Genomic DNA, 25,879 nt, shown 5'->3' on the forward strand with positions numbered 1-25,879 from the left:
AACAGCCTGCGCTGATCTGGCTGTTGGAATAAGAAGGCAGATGTTTATTATAAGGGTACATCAACGCACCAAGTATATATCTACACTATAGGACCCGATAAATGCATCACATATTTATCGGGTCCTATAGTGTCAGAAGTGATAAATCCATAGAATCGCGATACTGGATTGCAATGATCGATTGAATTTTATGGCGTAAAAAAAACTGGGCATTTTTGTCAGAATAGCTGCATAAAACACAGCTATTCTGACAAAAATGCCCAATGTCGTAGTATACTATTTTCCGCTACCAGCAAGGGGTAGCTTCTATAGTTAACTGTTTTTATATCCTCATCGCCAGTACTGGCGATGAGGATGGCTGGGTACTATCGGATTCGCCGAATTACGAATGGAAGGCATTGGGCAGGTGGACAACTACAGGTTGTTTGGGGAAGAATAACTAATTTATCCTTAAAGCATCCCGCACTACTACTGATTCGAATAGTATAGGCTTGACCCGTTACCGAGACTGGGTTTGGTATGTTAGTGACCAAAACACCGTTCGATGGCACCCGAATTGTGCTGCCGCCCGCTATTCGCTGAGATGCATCATAGGTAGCTCCTAAGTTTATCTCATAATAGTACGTGGTTGTATCGGATGAATTAGCTGTCCAATTCGTAATCAGGATACGCCCATCGCTGTTAACACTATTACTTTGAGGCTGGCAGGTTGCTGTTTGTGTTTGCGCCTGATAATCAGGGATAGAGTCCTCGACAATGATAGCCGGACAGCATGAATTATCAGGGCAGGTTCCCGCTACGTTCCCATTAACAACAACGGAGTAACTACCGGCCTGAGTCGCATTATACGTACTGCTGGTGGCTCCGGATATTGCAATACCATTGCGATACCATTGATAGGTTCCCAAATCGGGCGTCGTATTCAGCTGATAAACATAGCCGCTTCCCTTACACACATGCACAGGCGGTGGGCACGTAGTTATTGTGCAACTGGCAGGTGCTGTATAGGTGCTGGTAACGGATGTACAACCTGCCAGGCTAATGAGAACAGAATGAGTTACACCATCGGAGTGAAGCCCATTCAGAACGGCCGTATACGTAGTGGCACTACTTGTTGTGGCAATAGTCTGGCTGAATGCTCCTGTACTGATGGTCAATATACCAGTAGGACCATTAGCCAATTGAATCGTAGCCGTAACAGAATACGTATTGGTTGCACTCACACAACTACCTGGCGTTACTGTTACAGATAAAACACAAGTAGCCGCAGGCTGAGTGGTGACGGTGATAGCCGCCGTAGCGCTACATCCGGCTGGTGTGGTACAGGTGGCCGAGTAAGTCTGGGTAGCATTCATCGGGGTGACGGTGATGACACTGCCGGTCTGGCCACTGCTCCACGCTAGGTTGCCCGAACAGCCATTGGCTGTCAGACTCACGGGCGTGCCTACCGTTACGTTGGTGGCACTGGCTGCCAGGCTTAGGGTCGGTAATGGGCTGACCGTTACGGTACCCACCGCTGTGGTGGTTGAGCCGGTTCCCGTAGTACAGGTGGCTGTGTAGGACGTGGTGCTGGTGAGCGTTGGGGTAACTAAGGTAGCGCCCGTTGCCCCCGTGTTCCAGGTGACGTTACCCGTACAGCCACTGGCTACCAGCGTTGCTGATTGCCCAGCACAGATGGTGGCCGAGGTCACCACTAAGCTAGCCGCTGGCTGAGTGGTGACGGTGATAGCCGCCGTAGCACTACAGCCCGCTGGTGTGGTGCAGGTGGCGCTGTAAGTCTGGGTAGCATTCATCGGGGTGACGGTGATGACACTGCCGGTCTGGCCACTGCTCCACGCTACGTTGCCTGAACAGCCATTGGCTGACAGACTCACGGGTGTGCCTACCGTTACGTTGGTGGCACTGGCTGCCAGGCTTAGGGTCGGTAATGGGTTCACCGTTACCGTGCTGGTGGTTGATCCTGAGCAGGCACCCACCGTACACGTAGCGGAATAGGTCGTGGTCGTGGTGGGATTGACGGTTTTGGTTAATCCGGTCGAGCCGTCGTTCCAGACAACGGTGCCTGAACAGTTAGAGACGGTTAACACCGCTGATTGTCCGGCACAGATGCTTGGACTGTTGACGGTCGGGGCAGGTGCAGGGGTTACGGTCACCGTGCTGATGGTCGATCCTGAGCAGGCACCTACCGTACACGTAGCGGAATAGGTCGTGGTCGTTGTCGGGTTAACGGTGCGAGTGGCACCGGTGATGCCACCTCCCCAGTTGACCGTGCCTGAACAGTTGGAGACAGTTAACACCGCTGATTGTCCAGCACAGATGCTTGGACTGTTGACGGTCGGGGCAGGTGCGGGGCTGACCGTGACGCTTGTTGAGGCAGAACCGTTACAATCTCCTATCGTACACGTAGCTGAATACGTAGTGGTTATCGATGGACTAACAACACGAGTAACGCCAGTAGCACCATCGTTCCAGGCTACCGTGCCTCCTGTACAACCCGAGACTGATAATGTTGAGTTGCCTCCAGGGCAAATTGACGGATTCGTATTATTTATTGAAACTGTCGGGTTGGTACAGGACGGTATTTCTTCTAATTCTAAGTAACTGTCTCCTACCCCAAATGGATAAGCTCCATCCGGATTATTAACACGAATTACGTCCCACCAGCCCCCAAGACCGAAAGCGGTTGGATGGCGTAAGGATGCACCATTTCCCATTTGGAAATAAGCCGTGTATTGACTGCCAGGAGGATCAGTCGGGGCCAATGATGACTGGTCTTTATTTTGTACGATATAAGGCCCATGCCCAGCAATATTGCTCGTGACGGTGCCTTGACTAACATTGTAGTAAACAAACCCAGTTCCTGCTGCATTGCCACAAGCTCCTCCCATCGGAAAATGAGGAGGGGCAGTGGTTGTTCTACCAACTAAATCAATATGCATTGTCCAGTTCTCAGCACTCAATGCTCCTGTTGTTTTATCCGCCAGGTTATACACCACATCCAGGGTTGCTGTTCCGTTGGCGTACTCTTTAAAAGTCCCGGTTGTGCCTACCACCTTCAAGGCATATCCTGCATTTCTTGGGAAAGCTGTGTAGGTGGTTACTGACGTAATATCTAAATGGCCTCCTTCTGTAGGATAGCCATTATTTGTATAGAATGCACATTGCGGATCGACATCAGAGACTCTATATGTTTTTATTACCTGGCTGTACGCGCTCAGGCAACAGCCAAGTAATAGTATAAGAGTAGTCAATGGCCTTACCCGGAAAATGAGTTCCTCTTTACGTAAAGTAGAACAATTTGTCTCCATAAAAGGGTGATTTGATGAATGAAATCACCTTGTAAATCGACAAATTCAATTCCGATGTGATGTATAGATCAGGATAGTTGGTGTCAGTGGTAGTTTTGGTAGGGTCAATTCATGGAAAAGCTTTCGTATACCCCTATCTGACATGTCAATATGCACTAATTACACTTGTGTGCATGTTGACATGTTTGTTAAACTAAAAAAGGTATTTATGTTTATGGTTATACGTAAATAAGTACGCTAGTTATATGAATACTGTGTACTTATTTCAATGGCCTGATTTTTGTAAGGATCGACCTGCCTGGATTAAGCCGGTATCAAAACGGTTACCTGCGTTCCTTTTCCTGGCTGGCTTTGTATGCGAATGTCGCCACTGATTTTTTTTGCAATATCAAGAGACAGGCCCAGCCCTAAACCCAGCCCTTGTTCTTTTCGGGTGCCCGGACGAGATACCGGAAACTGAAATAATCGTTCTATTTCCTGAGGACCTATACCAGAACCTGTATCTCTCACTGTAATGCTGGCCGTATTATCTTCTAGCTTACATTCCAAATGGATAAACCCTTTTTCAGGCGTAAACTTAATGGCGTTACTGATCAGATTTCGCAAGATGATTTTCAGGTAATTTTCGTCGGTATTTACTATACAGGTTTTATCGATTGTGTTCAGAAATGTGAGGTCTTTTTCCTCAATCATATATCTATACTCTTCCAGCAGGCTATCCGTTAACGGCTTTATGGGTACTGACGTATAAACCGGAGTGGCACCTTTGAGCTGCATACTTGCCCAGTAGAGCACATTATTCAGAATATCCTGCAAACTTTTCAGTTCAGACTGAACAAAAAAATGTATGTTTTCGGCGGTCTGGTTTGAACTGGAAATCAGACGATTTAAGGGCGCTCGTAAATCATGACTCAAAAGCGAGAATATCTTATCTTTCAGTTGATTCGATTCCTGCAACGACACGGCCTGCTGGCTGATAATGGTATTTTGCTGGGTGAGAATTTCGCTTAGTTTTTTCTTTTTTTGATAGTTATTCACGGCCCACGCTGCCCCTAACAACGCCCCTATAAATAGAACCATTAACACTCTCTTCTAGCGTCCGGCTAGTTTGGCTTCCTGTTCTTTCAATAAAGCAGTTGCCTGTGCTTTATACAATTTTTGGTCTTGCTTGATCTCCTCAACCTGCATATCGGCTTCTGCCATCAGGGTGTTTACCTGAATATTATGTAATAGTGTATGTAATTCGGTCGCCTGAGTCAGATACGAATAAGCCAGTTCGTAATTACCTTCCTTCTTATGAGCCTGCTGTAGATAGAGTAGGCATGTGTACTTTTCATACCCCATCGAATTTTGAGCCTGCGCCATATAGGAAAGGGCCTGTTTTAACTCCGAAATGGCCAGTTTATTTTGAGCAAGCATATAGGCACTTTTTCCCCGCATCATATGCCTTAACCCGCTCAATGTCAACGTATTGAGTTCCAAATTTTTAACATACGTTTTGGCCTTCGTGCTTATATCAAAAGCCTTTTTATAGTCTTTTATGGTGAAGTAATACTCGGCCAGATAGATATCGATTTCTAACTTTCGGAACTCATGAGCAGCTAATTCTTTTTTCAGTGCTACGTACTCGTTCTGAATCGCATCTTCGTCTGCTTTTTTTCCGCTCCTGGCCCGTTGTTCAAATTGCAACACGCGAAAATTAGCGTATTCTTTACTGCCTGCTTTAACAAATGTTTTATAGGCGGTAAAGTATTTTTGAAATTGCTGGGAACTCATATCAAAGTCCAGGATCATACAAAAGTTATGATAGATTCTGGTTACAATGATCGAATCAACGGAGGTAAGAGACCGTTTCGCTTTTAGTGATTTTAGAAGTTTTAACGCTGATGTCGAAAACTGATACGTACTATCTGCATCCGCATAATAAACACACAGGTTATACCAGGCTTTATAAAGTATATCGGGATTGTTCTGCCTCTGAGCACTTTCCATGCTTTTCCTGTAATAATATTCTACCTGTGAAGTGCCGGATCTATGAGTCAACGAAGGGGCTACTCGTACGTATGCATTAGCCAATAAATTCCATAAGCGAGGTGTCTCCGTATAATTAGGGTACTTATCAGCTATTTTTTTCCCTTGTAAGGCGTAGTATAATGAACTATCGGCTATTACATTCAAGTAATATATGCCCAAATTCGTATAAGCCTTTAGTCGTGTTGTATCATCATGCGCTTTCGTTAATTCGGAGCGTAGTTTTTGTATATCAGATGAGGGTTTTGCCGGTTGAGCGATGGCAATACCAATCTGCCCTGCCAGTAGCAGAAAGCAAAGTAAATACTTGGTCATGGAGTTAGTAAAGAAGTAAAAAAAACTCTATTCTGAAGCCAGCGTGTCGTTATCGAACAACCTTAATAATGGCGCTAACTTCGACTTATAGGAGATTCCTATCGGGAGATTTGCATTCTGCAAATGCAGTTTGTTATGATCGAAGCCGATTAATTTATTGAGATTAATAATATACGATTTATGTATACGCATGAATCGCTTTACATCCAGCATCGATTCCAGATTGGTTAACGTATCATTGATGACGTGGGTGGTTCCCTTGTATATTACTTTGGTATAGATTCCGTAGCCTTCAAAATAATCTATGTCGTCGATGATGAAGCGCTGAAATCGACGTCCCATTTTTAGAAAAATACTTTTATTGTCTACTAGTTGGCTCGTCTCAATATTGGTGTTCAGCGCCCGATTTATAGCCAGCATTAGTCGACTGGTATCGATGGGTTTGACTAGAAAATCTTTGGCTTTGCCAATGCTATAACTTTCAACAGCGTAGTCGGGTGTATTACTAACAATAATAACTGGCGGAAGCTGAGTCTGATGTCGAAGAAAATCAAATCCGCTAAGCCCATCAGAGCTTTCCAGATTAACATCTAATAAAATAAAATCGATCTGTTTCGAACGCACAGCCTCTAAAGCTTCACCATAGTTTTTACAATGGCCAACCGATACCAAAAAGGAGAAGGGCTTTAATTGGTTAACCAAACTCTCTACAAAAAATGGATCATCATCAATGAGTAAGTACGTTAAAACGTTCATAGTAGGTGGGACGATTTAGACGGATAATCTTCTTAAAATATCAAAGGTGAAACTTCGTTTCTTAATATCAAAGAGTGTATACATCTAAATCAGTCATTTCTCCTGAGCAGGTAGCATAAACTGATACGTAGCATTACGTTAGGGAGTATAACGTAGCAAGGCTATTTTGCCATCCATAGTTGTGATTAACACCTCTTGTTTGCTGAGAGGAAAAAGCCGATTGATCATAGCATTTGACAATTTGTGGGCCCAACTGATTTGCTTTGTTTTTCGATCAATAGCATACAAAACGCCCTCGTCGGTGGGTACAAAGACGGTGCCGTTACGTTCGACAATGGGAGAAGGGCTTATTTCTGCGCCGTATTTGCAATCGACAAACCAGGCTGGCTGCGCTACGTTGGCCTGTGTGGAAAAGGCCCATACCGTATCACTCATGCATTTTACGTAGAACAACGAACCATCTTCTGAAAGCCCGCTCGCTTCAAAACCTTTGTGCTGATTGGACTTCCAGATTTCCTGACCGTTTTTTGCATTGAGTGCCGTAACGGTGCGGTCGGGAGTTTGCAGAAAGATTCGTCCGTTGGTAAGCACTGGTGTACAGGCTGCCGGTGAAAAATTGCGGCTTTTATTGTTCGTCCAGGTCCAGGTTGGCTGCCCGGTTTTTTTGTTCAACGCGTAAAAAGTAGAACCCCACGAACCAAAATAAACGGTTGATTTATCGACGATGGGTACAGACTCCACAAATCCTTTTACGTCGTTGAATGCCCATTTTTCAGAACCATCTTTTACTGATAATGCCCGGAACTTGCCTTCCGAACTCCCGATATAAATCGTGTTTCCATCAATAATTGGACAGGCTACTATTGGTTTGCCGGTGGCTACTTTCCAGATTGGAAGGCCCGTGTTTTTATTGAGGCAATAGATGGTGCCATCCGTTGAGGCAACAACGATTCGCTTCTTATCCAACACAGGTGTCGAATAGACTTTGCCATTCGTGGTAAAACGCCATTTTGCGGAGCCATCTTTCAAATCCAATGCTACCAGTTGCCCTTTGGTATTGGGGTAGAAGCCCATTTTTTTGTCGGCTATAATGCCCCCGCCAATGTCGCTGTCGTCTTGCTTTTCCCAGGTCCGGGAAACCTGCTTGTAGGTTTCATTAATCTGATAGGAAGGCCGAGAGTACTGTGTCTTATCCTGACTAAACTTGTGATTCTGCAACGCTATGGTACGCCAGGGGGGAGCTGTTTGACCAGCCTTGTTACCCACAGTAGGTGTACGTACCGCAAACGACATTTCATCGTTCTGAATTGTAACGATGTTATAACCACCAACTGCTTCGTTTGCCCGAAGGTTTGAGCGACCCATTGTTCCGGGAATTCCTTCGAAATCCAGTTTCAGATTAGCATGGCCATGACCGCAGAGAGCCGCCTGAACGTTCGTTTTTTTGATTTCATCGATAACCAAATACCAGTTCGACAGCGAATTGTCGAGCGGATAATGATTCATAAAAATCACCGGCTGATTCGATTTTTCGAGCTTACTGACTTCTGAACGTAGCCAGAGAATGTCTTCCCGACTGACCAGCCCCGGCGACATTCGCATGTTCGGACCACTGCCGCAACCAATAAATCGATATTTACCAAAATTGAAGGCGAAGTGCTCGGCTCCAAATACTTTTTTGAAGCTGTTACAGCCATTTTCTGACCACTTTGTGTCATGATTTCCGGGAAAGATGTACCACTTTTTGTGTAAGCCATCAAGAATACGTTTCGCTTCGGCAAACTCATGGTCGGCTCCATAGTCAGTGACATCGCCCGTGAAAACCACAAAATCGATATTGGGTAACGTATTAATGTCGTTGACCGTCCGCTGCAGGTCTTCGGCAGCTGTTTCGGGAGCCCCAACGTGCGTATCTGTGACAAACGCAAAACGTATTGGCTGGGCTAAGCAGATACTGCTGAAAATACACAGTAGCAGAAAGGGTACCAGGTTTTTCATTGTTGAGAATCAAAAGGCTACGTTACGTATAGCCGTGCTGGCGGATGGCTACGGCCTGTTACTTGAGATAAGGCTTCAGAACCGGAGCCCACCGTTGGTAGCCCGCATCGGTCATGTGCAGGCTATCGGCTTTGAAGAGCGAGGGCAATGGCTGATTATCGGAGCCGAGCATAGATGGCCGTATATCAACAAAGGCCGCGTTCTTCTGACGGGCTATATAGTCACTAATTAACTGATTGGTTTCGTTGACAACAGCCCAGTATTGCCGACGCGATGGACTTAGTTTAATGGCAATGTATACGAATGGCACATTGGGTAATTTCTGCCGGACGTATTGAAACAGATCAACGAAGTTGGCATAGGTTTGCTGAGCAGTTAGCTTACCCGAAGCGATATCGTTTTCCCCGGCATATACCACAACCTGTTTGGGTTTATAACGAATAATAACCCGGTCGGCAAAGTGACGGACATCGCTTAATTCCGATCCGCCAAACCCCCGGTTTAGCACCACTTTATCTGGAAAGTAATGTTGTAGATCAGGCCAGAGCCGGATTGATGAACTACCTGTAAACAGGATTGGATTGGTAGGTGGAGGAGTTTGCTTATCCTGCGTTTCGAAAGCGGCTATTTCGTTGTCAAACCGATGAGGTTGGACCCATATGAATGAGAATAAAAGAATAGCCAACAAACCGATTTTCGTCATAATAAATTGTAGCTCGTTTTACTACGTGAATACGATTAATAAAGCTTCTTTCCAGACGACCTTACTTACAGAAATGGAACTACTGATTCTAAACCCATACCTCGTGATCCTTTCACCAGAATATGCGTATCGGTCATAGGGTGATCCATAAGCCAGTTATGGAGTGAAAACTTATCTGGTATGTAGTACGCTTTAGGCAGTGAATCGAGGGCGAATTTCATATCTTTTCCGGCCAGAATCACTACGTCGAACTGGCTTTCGGCAACTAATTTGCCCAGAGCCGCGTGTTCGGCTTCGCTTTCCTGACCAAGTTCATACATATCGCCCAGAATAACGACCTTGCGTTTAGCGGCCATGGCGGCAAACTGCCGGACAGCGGCTGCCATAGAACTTGGGTTTGCGTTATAGGCGTCCAGCAGAATAGTATTTGACCCTTTATAGATGACCTGCGAGCGATTGTTGGTTGGATTGTAATCTGCAACCGCCCGATTCGCATCTTCTGGCGATACACCAAAGTACTGTCCAATGGCCAGTGCCGCCAGCATATTGTCGAAGTTATACCGACCTGGAAGATGGGTTGTTACGTCTTGTCCTGATTCAGTACGGAAGATGACGACGGGCGATTCCTGAATTAAATCGATGGGTTCGCCGGGATAAAAAATGGCTTCGGCAAAGGTTGTTTCGGAGCGGATCGCTTTCAGGCGTTCGCGATACATGGCCGTTAACGTAGTGTCGCGGGAGTTAATAAAAACAGTACGTCCGTTTCTGGCCAGGTAATCATATAGCTCACCTTTGCCTTTGCGCACCCCTTCAATGCCACCGAAACCTTCCAGATGCGCTTTCCCTACGTTGGTAATCAGGCCGTGGGTTGGTTGCGCAATCGAGCAAAGTAGCTCAATTTCTTTCTGATGATTAGCCCCCATCTCAACCACCGCCATTTCGTACTGCTCATTGATCGACAGCACCGTCAGGGGCACACCAATATGGTTATTAAGATTACCGACCGTAGCATAGGTACGGTAATTCTTGGCTAATACCCCCGCAATAAGCTCTTTGGTAGTGGTTTTTCCGTTCGATCCGGTAAGACCAACAATAGGAATAGATAAGTTCTGACGGTGAAAACGTGCCAAATCCTGTAAGGCTGTAAGGCTATCGGGAACGAGTAAGCAGCCCTCGCGGTTTGCCAGCGCCGGATCATCGACCAGAACGTAGCGTGCTCCTGAAGCCAGGGCCTGTTCCGCAAACTGGTTCCCGTCGAAATTAGCCCCTTTGAGCGCAACAAATAAACAATCGGCTGTAATCCGGCGCGTATCGGTTGAGATGCCGGTGCATTCCTGAAATTTCGAATAAAGTTCTGCCGTTGACAGCATACTGGTAGACGTAAAAGTAGTCGCAGTTCGTTGTTCTCTGTGAATTCGGTTGGTATGTCAAACCCGGTTTACTAGGTTAATACTACGTCTAGTGAGGTCGACAAGCCTATCGTTTTACAGAGATATTGCCCAAAATTAGATGAAAAAGCTGTTTACGCTTTGTTTTTTGATGATTCCGCTGATCAATTATGCTCAGTCGGCACCATCTGCCTTCGGTTTTCAATACGATTTGCGGCCAACGGTTACTGTAAATGGACGTGCTCTGCTCAATCCTTGGGCTGGTGGATTGAATGCAACCCAATACGCAACGGTACGGCTCAACAATGATATACGCGACGATCTGGTGGTGTTTGACCGAACAACCAATAAAGTCACTACGTTTCTGGCAATCGATAATCCGGCGGGCAGTGGAATCGCCTGGCAACATGCGCCTGAGTATGAGCGGTTGTTTCCTGAAATTTCCAGTTGGCTTATCATGGTCGATTTCGATGGTGATGGTCGGAAGGATTTGTTCACCCTAGGTGGAGGAAATATCAGGGCGTATCGTAACGTACTGCAAAACGGGAACGTATCGTTTCAGATAGCCGCTGATCCGGTTATGACGGTTGGTTTTGCGGGTAGGCAGATTTTGTATGCTGGCTCTACCGATTTACCCGCCATCCTTGATTATGACGACGATGGCGATGTGGACATTCTATCCTTTGATCCGACTGGTAATTTGATCGACTACCATCAGAATATGAGTGTAGAACGTACCGGTAAGAAAGATGGTCTGGATTTTCAGCGGACCAACTGTCAGATTTGGGGGCATTTTATCAAAGAATACTGCAATGACTTCACCTTTGGTATTCAATGCGATGGTACGATGGGAATGTCTAAACCCGGCACCCCTGGGGCAAGGCCTAAACACGCTGGGAACACAATGGCTATTCTGGATGCGAATGGTGACGGCAAAAAAGACATATTATTTGGCTTCGTATCCTGCGACAATATTGCCGCCTTGTATAACTCGGGAACGAACGACGAAAACGCGAATTTTACGGCTTTTGATAGCCTCTATCCGGCTCAGAATCCAGTAAAGTTTCCCGCCTATGCAGCTACGTTCTGGGAAGATGCCGACGGCGACGGTGTTAAAGACTTACTGGCATCGACATTTTCTGATTTTAACGAAAACTATGGCTACGATTTTCGGGCGTCGAGCTGGTTTTATCGAAATACGGGGACGAATCAGAAACCCAATTTTCAATTGGTTCAGAAAGATTTTCTTCAGGATAACATGCTTGATCTGGGCGAAAGCGCAGCTCCCGCTATGGCCGATCTGGATGGTGATGGTGATCTTGATTTGTTGATTGGCTACAGTGGTGTTCGTACAGGAACAACGTATCGGGCGGGTCTGTGGCATTTTGAGAACAAAGGCACGGCACAGAATCCGGCGTTTGTGCTGATTACAACTGATTACCTGGGTTTAACGCAAAGTCTGGGATTGAGTGATGTAGTTCCGGCTTTTACGGATGTTGATGGTAACGGAAGTCTTGATCTTGTGCTGACCGGCACAGGACGTAGTGCGGAAATACGAGTCTTCCTGAATACGGCGCCCAAAGGGACTGCTGTTCAGTATACTGCTTCCGGGGCTATTCTGTGGCCAAACCCAGGCGGGCAAATGATTCCCGGCGAACGCCCAACGCTTTTCGATATAGATCGGGATGGGAAAACGGACGTATTGATCGGTAAAAGTGACGGCACGATTCAATATTACCGGAATACCGGAACGGCCACGAATCCTGTATTACAGCTGCAGAATCAGAACTTTGGCGGATTCAATAGCGATAATTCATACTACGATCGGGCGAGGTCGCTGGTGATTGTTGATCTCAACGGTGATCAGAAGAATGAACTAATAGCGGCTTCGAACAACGGCCGTATCCGGATTTATCAATTTCCGGATAAACTGGATCAGCCGCTGATCTTACTCGATTCACTGCCTTCGCTGGGGTTTCCGGGCAAGGGGCTGATTGCGGCAACGGGCGATCTGGACGGCGATCAACTGCCCGATCTGATGCTGGGAAGCGTGGCTGGCGGGGTTCGTTATCTGAAAAATACGTCTCAGAAAATAGTTGTTACGAATCTGCCAGAAGAAAAAACCGGCCCGTGGGCTTACCCAAATCCGACGGATCGGTTCCTGACCGTTCGCCCGCCCTTTGCCGGCCGTTTAGAGGTATTGTCGTTGACGGGTCAGGCGATGTTGCCAGCGCAGGATGTGAAAGCCAGCGATGAAACGACCCTCGATCTGGGAGGGCTGGCAGACGGTACGTATCTGTTACGGTTGTCGGGGGAAAATCGACCAGTTCAAACACAGAAGATCGTTGTGTGGAAGTAGTGAAAACTCTTTTTTCCAGAACTGGTTAGGTATGTAGTGATTGATTTATTTATGACAGGAAGCTAACCACTGAACCAGTATGGAAAATACAAATAACTCCGATCAGCAACGAGTCGATCAGAACTCAGGCGGGCCACTGGGAGGAATGTCGCCCCAGAATACAAACGTGCCTGACAATGATGTAGAAAAAGACGCTGTTGTCTACGCCGGGCTAGGCGTAAACAATGACCCCGATATTTGGAATCCGGGCGACGAAGAAGCCTCTGATACGTTGCTTTATACTGATACCATTACGGCGCAGCATGCAACCGATGAGGTGTCGAATGCCGAGGATATGGATGAGATGCCAGACGATTTACTGGAGGATATTTCCGACGACGAACTGGACAATGAAATCGCGGAGTTGGCTGAAGAAGAGGAAGAAGGCAACGAGCGATATTAAAAATATAGACTGTTTCAGCAGACAGAAACGAGCCGAAAGGAAAGCGCCTGTCTGCTGAAAGTCAGTACTAAAGGTCTAGCGTGGGTTGCTCATCGATACCTGCCCGTAAATAGATCGTGAATGTTGCTCCGTGGCCAGGTTGACTTTCTACGTTTATATAACCCCGATGGTTTTCAATTACTTTCTGCACAATGCTTAGCCCAACTCCCGTGCCGGGATATTCGTTGCGGGTGTGCAGGCGCTGAAAAACGGCGAAAATCCGATCAACGTATTTACTGTCAAATCCAATGCCGTTATCGGTAATACTGATTGCGTAGAAAGTGTGTTCTTTATCCTGTGAGGTTACGAGCTGACCAAGAATAGACGGAATAATCTGCCCCGTTACTTGCTTACAATCGATTACGATAGTAGGCCTTATATCTGCCCGAACAAACTTGAGGGCATTACTTAATAAGTTTTGAAATAACTGATGTAGCTGGCCCGGATTACCCATTATAGTGGGTAAGGATGTAATTGTCAGTTCAGCCTGTTTGGTTCGGATAGTGGTTTCAAGATCAGCTACTACGTCGTTCATTACGTCCTGAAGGTTCGTAATTCTAAAGGGAAGCTTTTCCCACGACAATCGGGAAAATGTCAGCAGATCGTGAATAAGAACATTCATTCGTTGAGCGGCCGACTGCATTCGATTGACCAAATCAAGGCTGGCTTCGTCGAGTTTATCCTGTTGCTGCTTACGTAACAGGTCGCCGAATGATTGAATTTTTCGTAAAGGCTCCTGTAAATCATGACTGGCAATGTAGGCGAACTGCTCCAGACTCTGATTCGACTGTTTTAACCGTTCGATTGACTCCTGCAGATCCTTTTCGTTCCGTTTAGCCGTCGTAATATCCCGATACGTTAATAGCAATCCATCGTTCAGTTTACTGGTCATAATCTCATACCAGTTATCCTGACTGTCAAAATTGTATTGAAATTCAAATTGCTGCGGTTCTCCGGTTTCAATCGTGTGTTTATAGCGGTCAAACAAGCCCGATGTAACAATGGAAGGGAGTTCCGTAATTATCGTGCTATTCAATAATTCTTCAAGCGGAATGCCAGCAGTACGGGCTGCTATTTCATTGGCTACTTTAATGCGAAGGTCATATATATTGCCCGCGTCATCACGCATAGCCTCGTAAGCAATGATGGCGTCAATCGAACTCGATAGCAGGCCCTGGACAAGGTTTGATTCGGCCTTGAGCGCGTTAATATCTGTAAGCGAAAGAACAAGACTATTGTCATGCTTACGCGCTGAGAGGTTATACCAAGTGCTCTTTTCCTGATTCGTTGAGGGATAAAGCAGTTCGGTCTGATAACTTTCTCCTGTTTCAGCTACGTAACGAAGATTTTGCTCAATTTCGGTCAGCAACGGAAACAGCAGGGCTGGTGCCTGATCGGGTAATGTTGAATCGGTAAGACCAGTTATGGCTTGAGCCGATTGGTTGGCCAGCAGCAGCCGTAGATCACCAATGTCGCCCTTAGCTGAATCTGGCCACTCAAACACCATTATACCACTGTCAGCGAGATTGAATACATCCCTGAAAATAGCCGATTCGTCAGTGGGGTTCATGGATAAATCATTCATAAATAGGTTAGTTAACGAGCTTACGGTGCTTACCTTTTTGAAGGTAAACTATTTCCATAGCCTTTAGTTTTCAGGATTTGCCGATATAGGTAAACAAAATGCGAAAAATGGTTTCTAATTTGCCTGTAAGCCCTATTTTCTAAACCGTGAGGAGCCGTTGTACAAAAGCTAAAGGCGCAACTGAATTTGTTGCTTTGGGGTTATTCTATAAAGGTGGGCAGCAATTCTGTAATAAAACAGATTCGAATTCGAGAGACCTTTGTAGTAAATAGGTAGGAAAGAATTACAACTATGGAGACGACCGTAAAGTTTAAAACAAATATCAAATGTGGTGGGTGTATTGCTACGGTTACTCCGTTTCTGAACGAAACAGTAGGGGAGGGCCACTGGCAGGTAGATATTCAGGATCCTAACAAAATCCTGACCGCTGATACGTCGGCCGCTACCGCTACCGAAATTAAGCAGTCTATCGAAAAGGCGGGCTACCAAGCCGAACTTTTAAACTAAATGTGAGGTGGGTATGGACACCATTTTCCGAGAACCGACGCCTAAAACGTCGGCTTCGGACATCAAAAAGACATATCCGGTCCTGGAGATGAGCTGCGCGGCTTGTGCAGTCAGCGTTGAGTCGATGCTTAAACACACGCCGGGAGTGAGTGATGCGGGCGTTAATTATGCGAATCAAAATGCCTGGGTGCAGTTTAACCCTAAAGTCGTATCGCCCCAGGAGCTACAGTCGGCTGTTCGCTCAATCGGTTATGATATTGTCATTGATGCCGAAGACCCGTTGCAGGTTCAGGAGGAAGCGCAGCGGGACTACTACGAATCGCTGAAAAAGCGAACGATTTTGGCCATTGTCCTGTCTGTGCCAGTTGTGTTGATTGGCATGTCGGTGATGGATTCGGCCGAAGGCTACTGGAACTATATCATGATGGTTCTATCGGCGCCGGTTATATTCTGGCTGGGTCGGTCTTACTTCATAAACGCCTGGAAGCAAGCTCGGCATGGCAATGCCAACATGGATACGCTGGTGGCGTTGAGTACAGGGATTGCCTTTTTGTTTAGTGCTTTTACTACGTTCAATCCCCATTTCTGGATGATGCGTGGGCAGCACCCGCACGTTTATTTCGAGGCCGCTGCGGTTATCATCGCCTTTATCTCCCTGGGGAAATTACTGGAAGAACGGGCTAAGTCTACTACGTCGTCGGCGATTAAAAAGCTGATGGGGTTACAGCCCAAGACAGTACGTATCATTGATGGAGAAACAGAACGTGATTTGCCCATTGCCGATGTTCAACCAGGTAATATAGTATTGGTTCGGCCTGGTGAGCGCATCCCGGTCGATGGCGTTGTGGTCATGGGATCGTCATTCATCGACGAGAGTATGATTAGTGGCGAGCCTATTCCGGTCGAAAAAACAATGGGCGGAGCTGTATTTGCTGGTACGATCAACCAGAAGGGGAGCTTTCGTTTTCGGGCTGAAAAAGTCGGTGCCAACACCGTACTGGCACGTATCATTCAAACGGTACAGGAAGCGCAGGGAAGTAAAGCGCCTGTTCAGCGACTTGTCGATAAAATTGCCGGTATTTTTGTGCCGGTTGTGCTGGGTATTTCGGTGTTGACCTTTATTACGTGGATGGTTGTAGGAGGCCCCAACGCGTTAACAACGGCTCTACTCACATCGGTAACGGTTCTGGTGATTGCCTGCCCCTGCGCACTAGGATTGGCCACGCCAACGGCGATTATGGTTGGTGTTGGCAAGGGAGCAGAGAACAATATTCTGATCAAAGATGCAGAAAGTCTGGAATTGGGCTACAAAGTAAATGCTGTTGTGCTCGACAAAACCGGAACCATTACCGAAGGTAAGCCCGTCGTAACGGATTTGCATTGGTTAAGCATTCCCAACGGGCAGAATCAGCTGGAATCCGTTTTATATGCGCTGGAATCACAATCAGAACACCCCCTGGCCGAGGCCGTAACCGAGCATATAAAGCAAAAGGGTATTGCTGCTGCATCTGTCAATAGCTTTGAGAGTATCACCGGCTATGGCGTACAAGCGCAATATGATGGCGTTACGTATGTTGTCGGTAATCGAAAATTGATTGAGAAGCAGAACGTAGCGTTAAACGACCAGGTTGAGAGAGAGGCCGATTGGCTACGGGAGATGGCTAAAACGGTTGTTTTTTTTGCCAGCAATGAGCAGATACTGGCCATCATTGCCATTGCTGATCCGGTTAAGCAAACATCTCGCCAGGCCGTTGATAAACTGCATCAACAGGGTATAGACGTTTATATGCTGACAGGCGACAACCCGCAAACGGCTGCCGCTGTAGCCCACCAGACGGGTATCCGCCATTTTCAGGCCGATGTGCTGCCTTCCGATAAAGCTTCCTTTGTGAAACAGTTGCAGGCCAATGGCAAGGTTGTGGCAATGGTAGGCGATGGTATAAACGATTCGGAAGCACTGGCGCAGGCCGATGTGAGCATCGCTATGGGGAAAGGCTCCGATATCGCTATGGACGTAGCGAAAATGACGCTTATCACATCTGATCTGACGAGTGTTCCTAAAGCGTTACGGCTATCCCGAAAAACGGTTGCTACGATACGTCAGAATTTGTTCTGGGCCTTTATTTATAACCTGGTCGGAATCCCAATTGCTGCGGGTGTATTGTATCCGGGCTTTGGTTTCCTGCTCAATCCAATGATTGCCGGAGCTGCCATGGCATTGAGTTCAGTGTCGGTCGTGACAAATAGCTTACGCTTGCGAGTAACGGATCTTTAAAAAGTTTATTTTTTTATTGGAAAGGGTCAGCTGTTTAATTCGGCTGACCCTTTTTGTTTTCCTATCTATAGCCTTTAAACGACGTATCGATCAGGGGGAGTTTACGTATAAAATCCGTATTGTTAACATTGGCTTAACATTGGGTGTGATGGTCAAAATCATCTTTGTATGTGCGTATTATTTGTAATATGTTGACTATTAGTGATTTGCTGGCTTATTGGTGCCGGGCGTTCTGACAGGGCGTTACGTTCCAATATTAAGTTTTTATAGCGACGTAACATTTGGGTAATATTTGAGTAATATTACAGTAACATTAGTCCTTACGACTCGATAGAGGGATTTGGGCGACTGGGCATTGTTCATTAATCATAAAAAACGAAGTCATGAAAAAGTCCTTTTTTCTTCTTACGCTGGTAGGCTTCCTGGCGGTGCAAGCCTACGCTACGCCAACCAAAACCCGCAAAACCAAAGCTCCTAAAGCTACTATGGAGCAGCAGTTAGCGAAGTACATTTCCTACCCCGACGCACTTAAGCCAACGCAGCGTGCTGGTGTCGTGGTTATTCAGTTTCGAGTGAATGCAGAAAACGAATTATGCCAGCTGGAGGTGTTTAGCCAGAATGAGCAGATCAACAATGCATTACTCCGTCAGTTAACAGGTAAAAAGCTGGACGGCTATGGCACTGATGCCAGTGAGCTTCATACGGTGAGGCTTCGGTTTCAGCCCGAGTAATAGATTATAAGTTTTAGTTACAGCCAGTCAACCCTCAGGTTGGCTGGCTTTTTTGTAAGTGAACATTTCGGCTAAACTACCAGTTAGCCTCCCAGTCTATTTTCCGTACTATGCCTGAAACATTATCGTTGGTTTGGCTGCGTCGTGATCTGCGTCTGCACGACAATGCTGCCTTGTATCACGCCCTGAAGAGTGGCCGACCTGTTTTGCCCGTTTTTATTTTCGACCAGCTTATCCTGGAACAACTAGAGGATCGATGCGACCGACGTGTCGAATTTCTGGTGGAGGAAGTGAGTCGACTACGTAGTGAGTTAAGTCAGCTGGGATCGGCGATCGTCGTTCGGTACGGAAAGCCAATTGATGTGTGGCAGGAGCTAATCAAAGAATATGCTATTGGCGATGTATTCACCAACCACGACTATGAAGTGTATGCCAAGGATCGGGATAAGGCCGTTGCCGAATTGCTGGCCGAACGTAGCATTGGCTTTCACACCAGCAAAGACCAAACGATTTTTGAACGCGATGAGGTCCTGACGAAAACTGGGAAGTCATACACCGTATTTACACCTTACAGCCGCACCTGGCATAAGAAGCTGACTTCATTCTACGTAAAGGCTTATCCGACAGAGCGTTATTTCGAACATCTTTGGAAGGCTGATCTGTTGCCTATGCCTTCGCTGGAAGATATGGATTTCCAGGCGGTAGGCAACCCTTTTCCGGAAAGAAAGGTATCCGATAAATTACTGGACAATTATAAAAAAACGCGCGACGTACCGGCTCTGAAACACAGTACGAGCGAACTCAGCATCCATTTGCGATTCGGGACAATCAGCATCCGTGATCTGGCTCGTCAGGCGCAACAATCCAGTGATAAAACATTCCTGAACGAGTTATGCTGGCGCGATTTCTACTTCCAGGTGCTCGATCATTTTCCGCATGTTGAAAAAGAGTCGTTTCGACGCGATTACGACCGGATCGAATGGCGAAATAATGAGCAGGAGTTTGACAAATGGTGCCGTGGCGAAACGGGTTACCCTATTGTGGATGCGGGCATGCGGCAGCTTAATAGCATTGGCTGGATGCATAACCGGGTTCGGATGATTACGGCCAGCTTTCTGTGTAAACATCTGCTAATCGACTGGCGATGGGGCGAAGCGTATTTCGGTAAAAAACTTCGCGACTACGACCTGTCGGCGAACAACGGCGGCTGGCAGTGGGCGGCTGGCTCAGGAACGGATGCCGCGCCGTATTTTCGGGTGTTTAACCCAACCTTGCAAGCCAAAAAGTTTGACCCAAAAGGCGAGTACATCCGAAAATGGGTGCCCGAAGTCGATAGTAAAGACTATCCTCATCCAATCGTTGAGCATACTTTCGCCCGGCAACGCGCTATCGATGCCTATCGCAAAGCATTGGCTAAAGGCTAAGAGAGTCTGGTCGTTACACGTGTTGTCATCGCAATTTGGGCCAGAATGATGGAGCGCTCCGCCATTGTTGACGTCTTCATGCAAACAGATTTAATCTAGATTTAAGATAAATTGCTTAATCTTGATAATTATTTGTACGAAAAGACGCCATTATATGCTCTTAGTCTGCCCTGTGCTTCGGTTAATAGGAGTTTGGGTTGTATGTATAGGTCTACTTTGGGGGCTGTCAGGTTGTGATGAATCTGTTACGTCGGGGGTTACGTCAATTGTAACGATGCCAACATCGTCAACCGTGACTAAGCCGCCATCGGTGTCTGTCACGGAGCCGCTCATCTATGTAGCCAGTTTTGATAATCATCTCTACGCGCTCGACACTACTACCGGAACACAACGATGGTCATTCCAGGCTGATACGTCTATACAATCTAGCCCGGTTGTTGCCTACGGAATGATTTATGTTGGTAGTAATGACAATCATCTCTATGCCATTGATGCCAGTACTGGCAAGGAGCGATGGAGGTTTCGGACGGGAGGTATCGTGTATTCCAGCCCGACTGTTGCCAATGGTATTGTCTATGTAGGGAGTCAGGATGGTAAACTCTATGCCATTGATGCCACAATTGGCGGATTGATTTGGGTATTTACTGCTCCACTTGGCCTTTATTCCAGCCCTACTGTGGCTAATGGTATGGTATACGTCGGGAGTCAGAATAATTTTCTATATGCTGTTGATGCGACTACTGGTGTATTACGGTGGCAGTTTAAGACACAAACCTATATTTTGTCGAGTCCGATTGTGGCTAACGGTGTTGTCTATGTAGGAAGCCAGGATAAGAAACTATATGCTATTGAGGCCGCCACCGGTAAAATGCGATGGGCATTTACAACGGGTGGTGGAGTAGATGCCAGTCCGGTTGTTGCCAGCGGTGTTGTGTATGTGGGGAGTCAGGATGGTAAGCTCTATGCGTTGGATGCCGCTACGGGAAGTCAGCGGTGGGCATTTAAGACAAATAATGTATTGTACGCCAGCCCAGTTGTAGCCAATGGCATGGTATATCAGGCCAGCCGAGACCATAATCTTTATGCGATCGATGCCGCCACGGGGCAGGAGCGCTGGCGATTCGCAACAGACTATGATATTTACTCGACGCCGGTTGTTACGAATGGATCTGTTTACGTAGGGAGTAATGACTTTAACGTATATGCGTTACAGGCAACTACGGGTCGCCTTCGGTGGAAGTTTCGTACGGGCAATGTTGTCGTGTCCAGTCCGGTCATTGCCCAAAAGAATGCTACAATCGGTATGTATCCAACAATTAGTGGTGGCGGAAAATAAATCAGTTAATACAGGTGGCTTAGTCTTTCTGTAGAATAGAGTTTACGATAGTTTATGATGGAGAACTGGCTAGCTTTAGTTGATCAGACCGTTTGGCAAAAGCTTACATATGGTCGCTGGTACATTCTTTTGGGAATGGTTGTCGTTTTGCAGGGGTGTATTGAAGCCTATGACCCTACTCTGTCATTAAATGCGAACCTGGTTGTTGTGAGCGGTATAGTAACTGATCTTGCCGAGCCTCAAACAATCAGTTTGAGCCGTTCCCGCTCCTCCTCCGACAGTGCTAGTGTGAGTACGCCAATCCAGGGTGCTTCTGTGGTGGTGGTGGTTAATGGGACTGAACAGATCAGACTGCTCGAAAAACAGCCAGGTATATACAATTTTCCCGATGGTTTTCAGGGGAAAGTGGGGAGTACGTACCAACTGCGGTTTCAGACTCCTGATGGCACTACCTATGAGTCATCGACAGAAACAATGGTTTCTGTGCCATCCATCGCCAAAACCTATGATCAATTTAATCCGGAAGGACCCAAGAAAAACGCAAACGGCTTAGCCGTACCAGCGAATGACGTATACGTTGATTTGCAGGACCCTGGTGGGGAACGTAACTTCTATTTATGGAGATGGCGGCTCTATGAAACACAAGTCTGGTGTGCCAGTTGCCAGCAGGGCAGGTACGTGGCTGTTGATATTGGGCCCGTTGGAAGCGGCCCAATTAATGTGCTTGGCTGTGTTCGGGATACGACGTTAAGCACATTTAATATGTTTGACTATCCGTGTCGTGGCCTTTGCTGGGATATTTTTTATAGCACCGACATTGATGTTTTTTCGGACGTATACAGCAATGGGCAGCTACAGGTTGGCCATAAAGTTGCCAGCGTTCCTATTTATCAGCGCGACCCGGCATTGATTGTCGTGGAGCTGTTGTCCTTATCGCCTAATGCCTATCGCTACTACAAACTGTTTGCCGATCAGACGCAGAATACGGGAACACTGGCTGATTCGCCACCAGCACCTATTGTTGGAAACATACGTAACCTGTCTAATTCAGCGGAGAATGTGGTCGGGTACTTTTCGGCGGCTTCGGTATCGGTGAGCCGACATAAGATTGGTCGACAGGATGTTACGACAGGTATTTTTCAGGGGTTATTTTATGCCACAAATGGTCGCTATCCAAATCTGGAATCATCATTGCCGGGTAATCCTAGTCCATTCGGAGGGGCCTCTACGTCGTCCATTTGTGTGCCCAACCGCAATCGTACGGATCAATTACCCCCCGGTTGGAATGATTAAATAGGTCCATTATGGCAATCGTGAAACCTTAAATCTACCTATGAACCAGCTATACATGGGAAAAAATATCCTTTTGCTTTGGCTAAGCTTGTTGGCGGGTGTGTCGGCTTATTCGCAGACTAGTACCCGATTGTATAAAGAGAGGGCTTTGGGTTCGGAAAAGGGAGGATCGGAAGTAGCGATACGTATCGATAGCCTGGGAAAGCTAAGTTATCTGTTGAACGACTCTACGCTGACGGCCTTTTTGCCTGATTCTAAAAAAGCCACCGGAACCGCTGTTCTGATCTTTCCGGATAACAATTTAAAAAGCCAGACGATTGATAGCCTGAGCCTGAACGTAGCAAAAAGACTAGTTGATACGGGGATCGCTGCATTCATAGTAAAACATAAAGCGCTACAGCAAAGTCTTTCAGGAACAGGTAAGGCCGATTCGCTGAGTGCCGCTTCCCAGGCTCTTGAAGATGGCCCGCGGGCGATCGAATATCTTCGGCAGCATGCGACAGGGTTGAAAATACAAACTACCCGTATTGGCTTACTCGGTTTTGGTGCTGGCGGGGAATTGGTATTGCAACTAGCCCAGCGATACGTAGCAGCTAGCCGGCCTGATTTTGTAGCCTCGGTTAACACTGCTAATCAATCAGTATCAACGCTCGTGGTGCCTCCTGATGCACCCGCGTTATGGGTTGTTATCACAACGGGAGACACGCAGCAGGCTGCCATTCAGCATACGCAATTATATCAGCATTGGATTAAAGCAGGTCGCTCGGCCGAATTACACATTTATGCCGCTGGTGGGAATGGAAAAACCATCGATCAGTCTGGTGAATCCTGGACGATCTGGATCAATCAGTTGGTCAACTGGCTACGTACGCAGGGATACCTAGACCGAGCCCTACCAACTGCCGGGCAGAGCCAGGCCCAAACCGTAGTGCCAGAAAAAACGTTGGCTACAAACGAGGCAACGACAGTCGTGAAAACGTCTGTTGCTAAAGCGCCCGTCACCCAATCTGAGCCTGTCGTATTTCGGAAAAAACAGCCTTCCTTAAATCAGGCTAGCGGATTCCGGATCAGTGGGGTCGTTCGGGATTCCGCTACTGGTCAGCCGTTGGCGGGAGCTGCTATCGTAATCGATTATCGCAAAAGTTTAACGGGCACCACTACGGATAGCAAGGGATATTACTCCATCGACTTGCCGCCTGGCGAGCATTTACTGGTTGCCAGAATCATTGGCTATACACCCGTGCGGAAGATTTTTCAAGTACGAAGTGAACCAATAACTGTCAACGTAGCCATGGTGTCCGTAGCGAGTCAGCTCGAAGAAGTTGTGGTAACTACCAAAGGATTCGATCAAACGGTTCGGCAGCCTATTCTGGGCGTCAATCAGTTGAATGTTAACGCACTGAAAAAATTGCCGGCGGTGCTGGGAGAAGTAGATCTGCTGCGAGGTTTGCAAATGTTGCCGGGCGTATCAAGCGTTGGCGAAGCATCGAATGGGGTTAATATTCGGGGTGGCACCACTGATCAGAACCTGATCTTGCTGGACGAAACGCCTATTTTCAACCCAACCCATATGTTTGGGCTGTTTTCGGTATTCCCTTCCGACGTGCTCAGTACAGTTGATCTATACAAGGGAAACGTACCGGCTCGATTTGGGGGGCGGGCAGCCTCCGTGCTGGACGTATCATTACGTAATCCCAATCTGGAGCAGTTCAGCCTGTCGGGAGGAGTCAGCGTAGTGTCCAATAAGCTCACCGCCGATATACCCATTGTGAAGGGAAAGCTGGGTGTACTGGTATCGGGACGCGGGGCGTTCAACGATTTTCTATTGCCTGTTATCAGCGATAAGCTGGCCAATATCAAGGCTAAATTCGGTGATGTTGTCTTGAAAGCCTTCTGGCGGATGGATGATAAAAATACAATGACGTTCATGGGGTACACCAGTAAAGATGCTTTTCAGACCGATTTGTTAGCTAATCTTCCCAATGTCAACGGAACCGCAACTCGCTACGATCACCAGACACTTAATCTGATGGCTCGCTGGTTCCGGTCGATTTCTCCACGACTCAATCTACAAACAACCGGTACGTATGTTCACTATGTTCCACGGATTTTATCGCCCGAATTAAGTGGCAACGTCGTAACATTGCGGTCATCGGTTCTGCAGCGGCAGGTGAAATCAAGCCTGAATTATCAACTGAATAATCAGAAGCTGGAACTGGGTGTTAGTGGAACGCATTACCGGGTAGAGCCAGGAACGTTGCTGCCCGGCCAAAGCGAAAGTGTCAATTACGTAACAACGCCTACCGAAAACGCGTTGGAACTGGCTCTGTATGCCGATTATGAGCGGAGTCTGGGCGACAAACTGGCCGTTTCAGTGGGGCTGCGCTATTCTCATTTTTTATCGTTGGGTCCGCTTTTAGTCAGACGATATAGGCCGGGTGAAACGCGCGACGAATTTTCGGTGATTGACTCGATTCAATATGGTGCAGGGCAGATTACGCAGCAGTATGGCGGTTTTGAACCACGACTGGGTATTCGCTATTCGCTCGGCCCTAATGCTTCGCTGAAATTCGGGTATAATCTGATGCGGCAGTATCTGCAGGTCGTTACCAATACCGCTACGCCACTGCCAACCTCGCGCTGGAAAACGTCTGATCCCTTTATTAAGCCACAGGTTAGTCAATTATTGACTGCTGGCTATTTCCTGACCATGAAGGACAATATTTATGAGTTGACCCTGGAAGGGTACTGGCGATCAACGCAACATATTATTGACTATCGTCCCGGAGCTGATTTTCTATTACAGCCTTACCCCGAAACCCAGTTGCTCCAGGGAAAAAGCAAGGCGTATGGGGTTGAAACCATGCTGTCAAAGAAAAAAGGAGAGCTGACGGGCTGGTTGAATTATACGTATGCCCGAACGTTTAACCAGGTATATGAAGGGGCAACGGTGGAACAGAATGTAAATAATGGCAATTGGTACCGAGCCATTTATGATCGCCCTCATACGGTCAATGCCAACATGACTATTGATGTAGACCGTCATAACAGTTTCGGCTTTACCTTTTCTTACAGCACTGGACGGCCTTATTCATCGCCTACAGGCTACGTAACCATCGAAGGCGTGCAATATCCCTATTACGGACTCCGCAATAACGAACGCTTACCGGCTTACCATAGACTCGACTTTACCTGGAACATCTACAATCCTAGTATGCGTAACCGACGCTGGGAAGGCCGTTGGGCATTTACAGTCTATAATTTGTATGCCCGGAAAAACGCCTATTCGATTTTCTTTAAAACAGAAAGCGGAAAAACTAATGCTTATATGCTACAGATCTTTGCGGCACCAATAGCATCACTGTCCTACAACTTCGTGTTTAAATAAG

17 protein-coding genes are annotated in these 25,879 nt (G+C 46.9%); 9 read left to right on the forward strand and 8 right to left on the reverse strand.

Annotation, left to right across the window (positions count from 1 at the left end):
• Positions 1–365: 365 nt before the first annotated feature.
• The 7 genes from GK108_RS18130 to GK108_RS18160 form a co-directional block, all read right to left on the reverse strand.
• Positions 366–3,308, reverse strand: coding sequence for a hypothetical protein (locus GK108_RS18130; RefSeq protein WP_163951651.1), 2,943 nt, complete (start codon positions 3,306–3,308; stop codon positions 366–368).
• Between the two features lie 303 nt (positions 3,309–3,611).
• Entirely contained in the window at positions 3,612–4,388 is a 777-nt protein-coding gene (locus GK108_RS18135; RefSeq protein ID WP_163951653.1) for a sensor histidine kinase, read from the reverse strand.
• A gap of 12 nt (positions 4,389–4,400) precedes the next feature.
• Positions 4,401–5,654 carry a hypothetical protein gene (locus tag GK108_RS18140; protein ID WP_163951655.1) on the reverse strand — a complete coding sequence of 418 codons (1,254 nt, stop codon included), beginning with the start codon at positions 5,652–5,654 and terminating at the stop codon, positions 4,401–4,403.
• Between the two features lie 27 nt (positions 5,655–5,681).
• Positions 5,682–6,410, reverse strand: a complete 729-nt coding sequence (locus GK108_RS18145) for a LytR/AlgR family response regulator transcription factor (protein ID WP_163951657.1) — start codon at positions 6,408–6,410, stop codon at positions 5,682–5,684.
• A 138-nt stretch (positions 6,411–6,548) separates the two neighbouring features.
• Positions 6,549–8,408: an outer membrane protein assembly factor BamB family protein gene (locus tag GK108_RS18150; RefSeq protein WP_163951659.1), complete on the reverse strand. Its 1,860-nt coding sequence runs from the start codon at positions 8,406–8,408 to the stop codon at positions 6,549–6,551.
• A 58-nt stretch (positions 8,409–8,466) separates the two neighbouring features.
• Positions 8,467–9,111 (reverse strand): GDSL-type esterase/lipase family protein, encoded by a 645-nt coding sequence (locus GK108_RS18155; protein ID WP_163951662.1) that lies wholly within the window; start codon positions 9,109–9,111, stop codon positions 8,467–8,469.
• A gap of 65 nt (positions 9,112–9,176) precedes the next feature.
• Entirely contained in the window at positions 9,177–10,481 is a 1,305-nt protein-coding gene (locus GK108_RS18160) for a UDP-N-acetylmuramoyl-tripeptide--D-alanyl-D-alanine ligase (protein ID WP_163951664.1), read from the reverse strand.
• A gap of 139 nt (positions 10,482–10,620) precedes the next feature.
• On the opposite strand from GK108_RS18160, the gene GK108_RS18165 reads away from it, so the two are divergent.
• Both GK108_RS18165 and GK108_RS18170 read left to right on the forward strand, forming a co-directional pair.
• Positions 10,621–12,858, forward strand: coding sequence for a T9SS type A sorting domain-containing protein (locus GK108_RS18165; RefSeq protein ID WP_163951666.1), 2,238 nt, complete (start codon positions 10,621–10,623; stop codon positions 12,856–12,858).
• A 79-nt stretch (positions 12,859–12,937) separates the two neighbouring features.
• A complete protein-coding gene (locus tag GK108_RS18170; RefSeq protein WP_163951668.1) occupies positions 12,938–13,300 on the forward strand; it encodes a hypothetical protein in 363 nt (120 codons plus the stop codon).
• 67 nt (positions 13,301–13,367) lie between these two features.
• Here the strand turns inward: GK108_RS18170 and GK108_RS18175 are convergent, their stop codons facing one another.
• Positions 13,368–14,924 carry a sensor histidine kinase gene (locus GK108_RS18175; protein WP_163951671.1) on the reverse strand — a complete coding sequence of 519 codons (1,557 nt, stop codon included), beginning with the start codon at positions 14,922–14,924 and terminating at the stop codon, positions 13,368–13,370.
• Between the two features lie 291 nt (positions 14,925–15,215).
• Between GK108_RS18175 and GK108_RS18180 the strand changes: the two genes are divergently transcribed.
• The 7 genes from GK108_RS18180 (at position 15,216) to GK108_RS18210 (ending at position 25,878) form a co-directional block, all read left to right on the forward strand.
• Entirely contained in the window at positions 15,216–15,431 is a 216-nt protein-coding gene (locus tag GK108_RS18180; RefSeq protein WP_163951673.1) for a heavy-metal-associated domain-containing protein, read from the forward strand.
• Between the two features lie 13 nt (positions 15,432–15,444).
• Positions 15,445–17,706, forward strand: coding sequence for a heavy metal translocating P-type ATPase (locus GK108_RS18185; protein WP_163951675.1), 2,262 nt, complete (start codon positions 15,445–15,447; stop codon positions 17,704–17,706).
• A 383-nt stretch (positions 17,707–18,089) separates the two neighbouring features.
• A complete protein-coding gene (locus GK108_RS18190; RefSeq protein WP_163951677.1) occupies positions 18,090–18,437 on the forward strand; it encodes a hypothetical protein in 348 nt (115 codons plus the stop codon).
• 110 nt (positions 18,438–18,547) lie between these two features.
• Positions 18,548–19,861: a cryptochrome/photolyase family protein gene (locus GK108_RS18195; protein ID WP_163951679.1), complete on the forward strand. Its 1,314-nt coding sequence runs from the start codon at positions 18,548–18,550 to the stop codon at positions 19,859–19,861.
• Positions 19,862–20,135: 274 nt separating this feature from the next.
• The gene (locus GK108_RS18200) at positions 20,136–21,197 is read left to right on the forward strand and encodes a beta-alanine-activating enzyme beta-propeller domain-containing protein (protein WP_163951681.1); all 1,062 of its coding nucleotides are present in this window, start codon (positions 20,136–20,138) and stop codon (positions 21,195–21,197) included.
• A gap of 54 nt (positions 21,198–21,251) precedes the next feature.
• On the forward strand, positions 21,252–22,490 hold the full coding sequence (locus GK108_RS18205; protein WP_163951683.1) for a DUF4249 domain-containing protein: 1,239 nt from the start codon (positions 21,252–21,254) through the stop codon (positions 22,488–22,490).
• A gap of 40 nt (positions 22,491–22,530) precedes the next feature.
• Complete coding sequence (locus GK108_RS18210) at positions 22,531–25,878, forward strand: carboxypeptidase-like regulatory domain-containing protein (protein ID WP_163951685.1); 3,348 nt, start codon at positions 22,531–22,533, stop codon at positions 25,876–25,878.
• The last annotated feature ends 1 nt before the right edge of the window (position 25,879 follow it).

The sequence above is a fragment of the Spirosoma terrae genome (genome assembly GCF_010435915.1).
Classification (GTDB): Bacteria; Bacteroidota; Bacteroidia; order Cytophagales; family Spirosomataceae; genus Spirosoma; species Spirosoma terrae.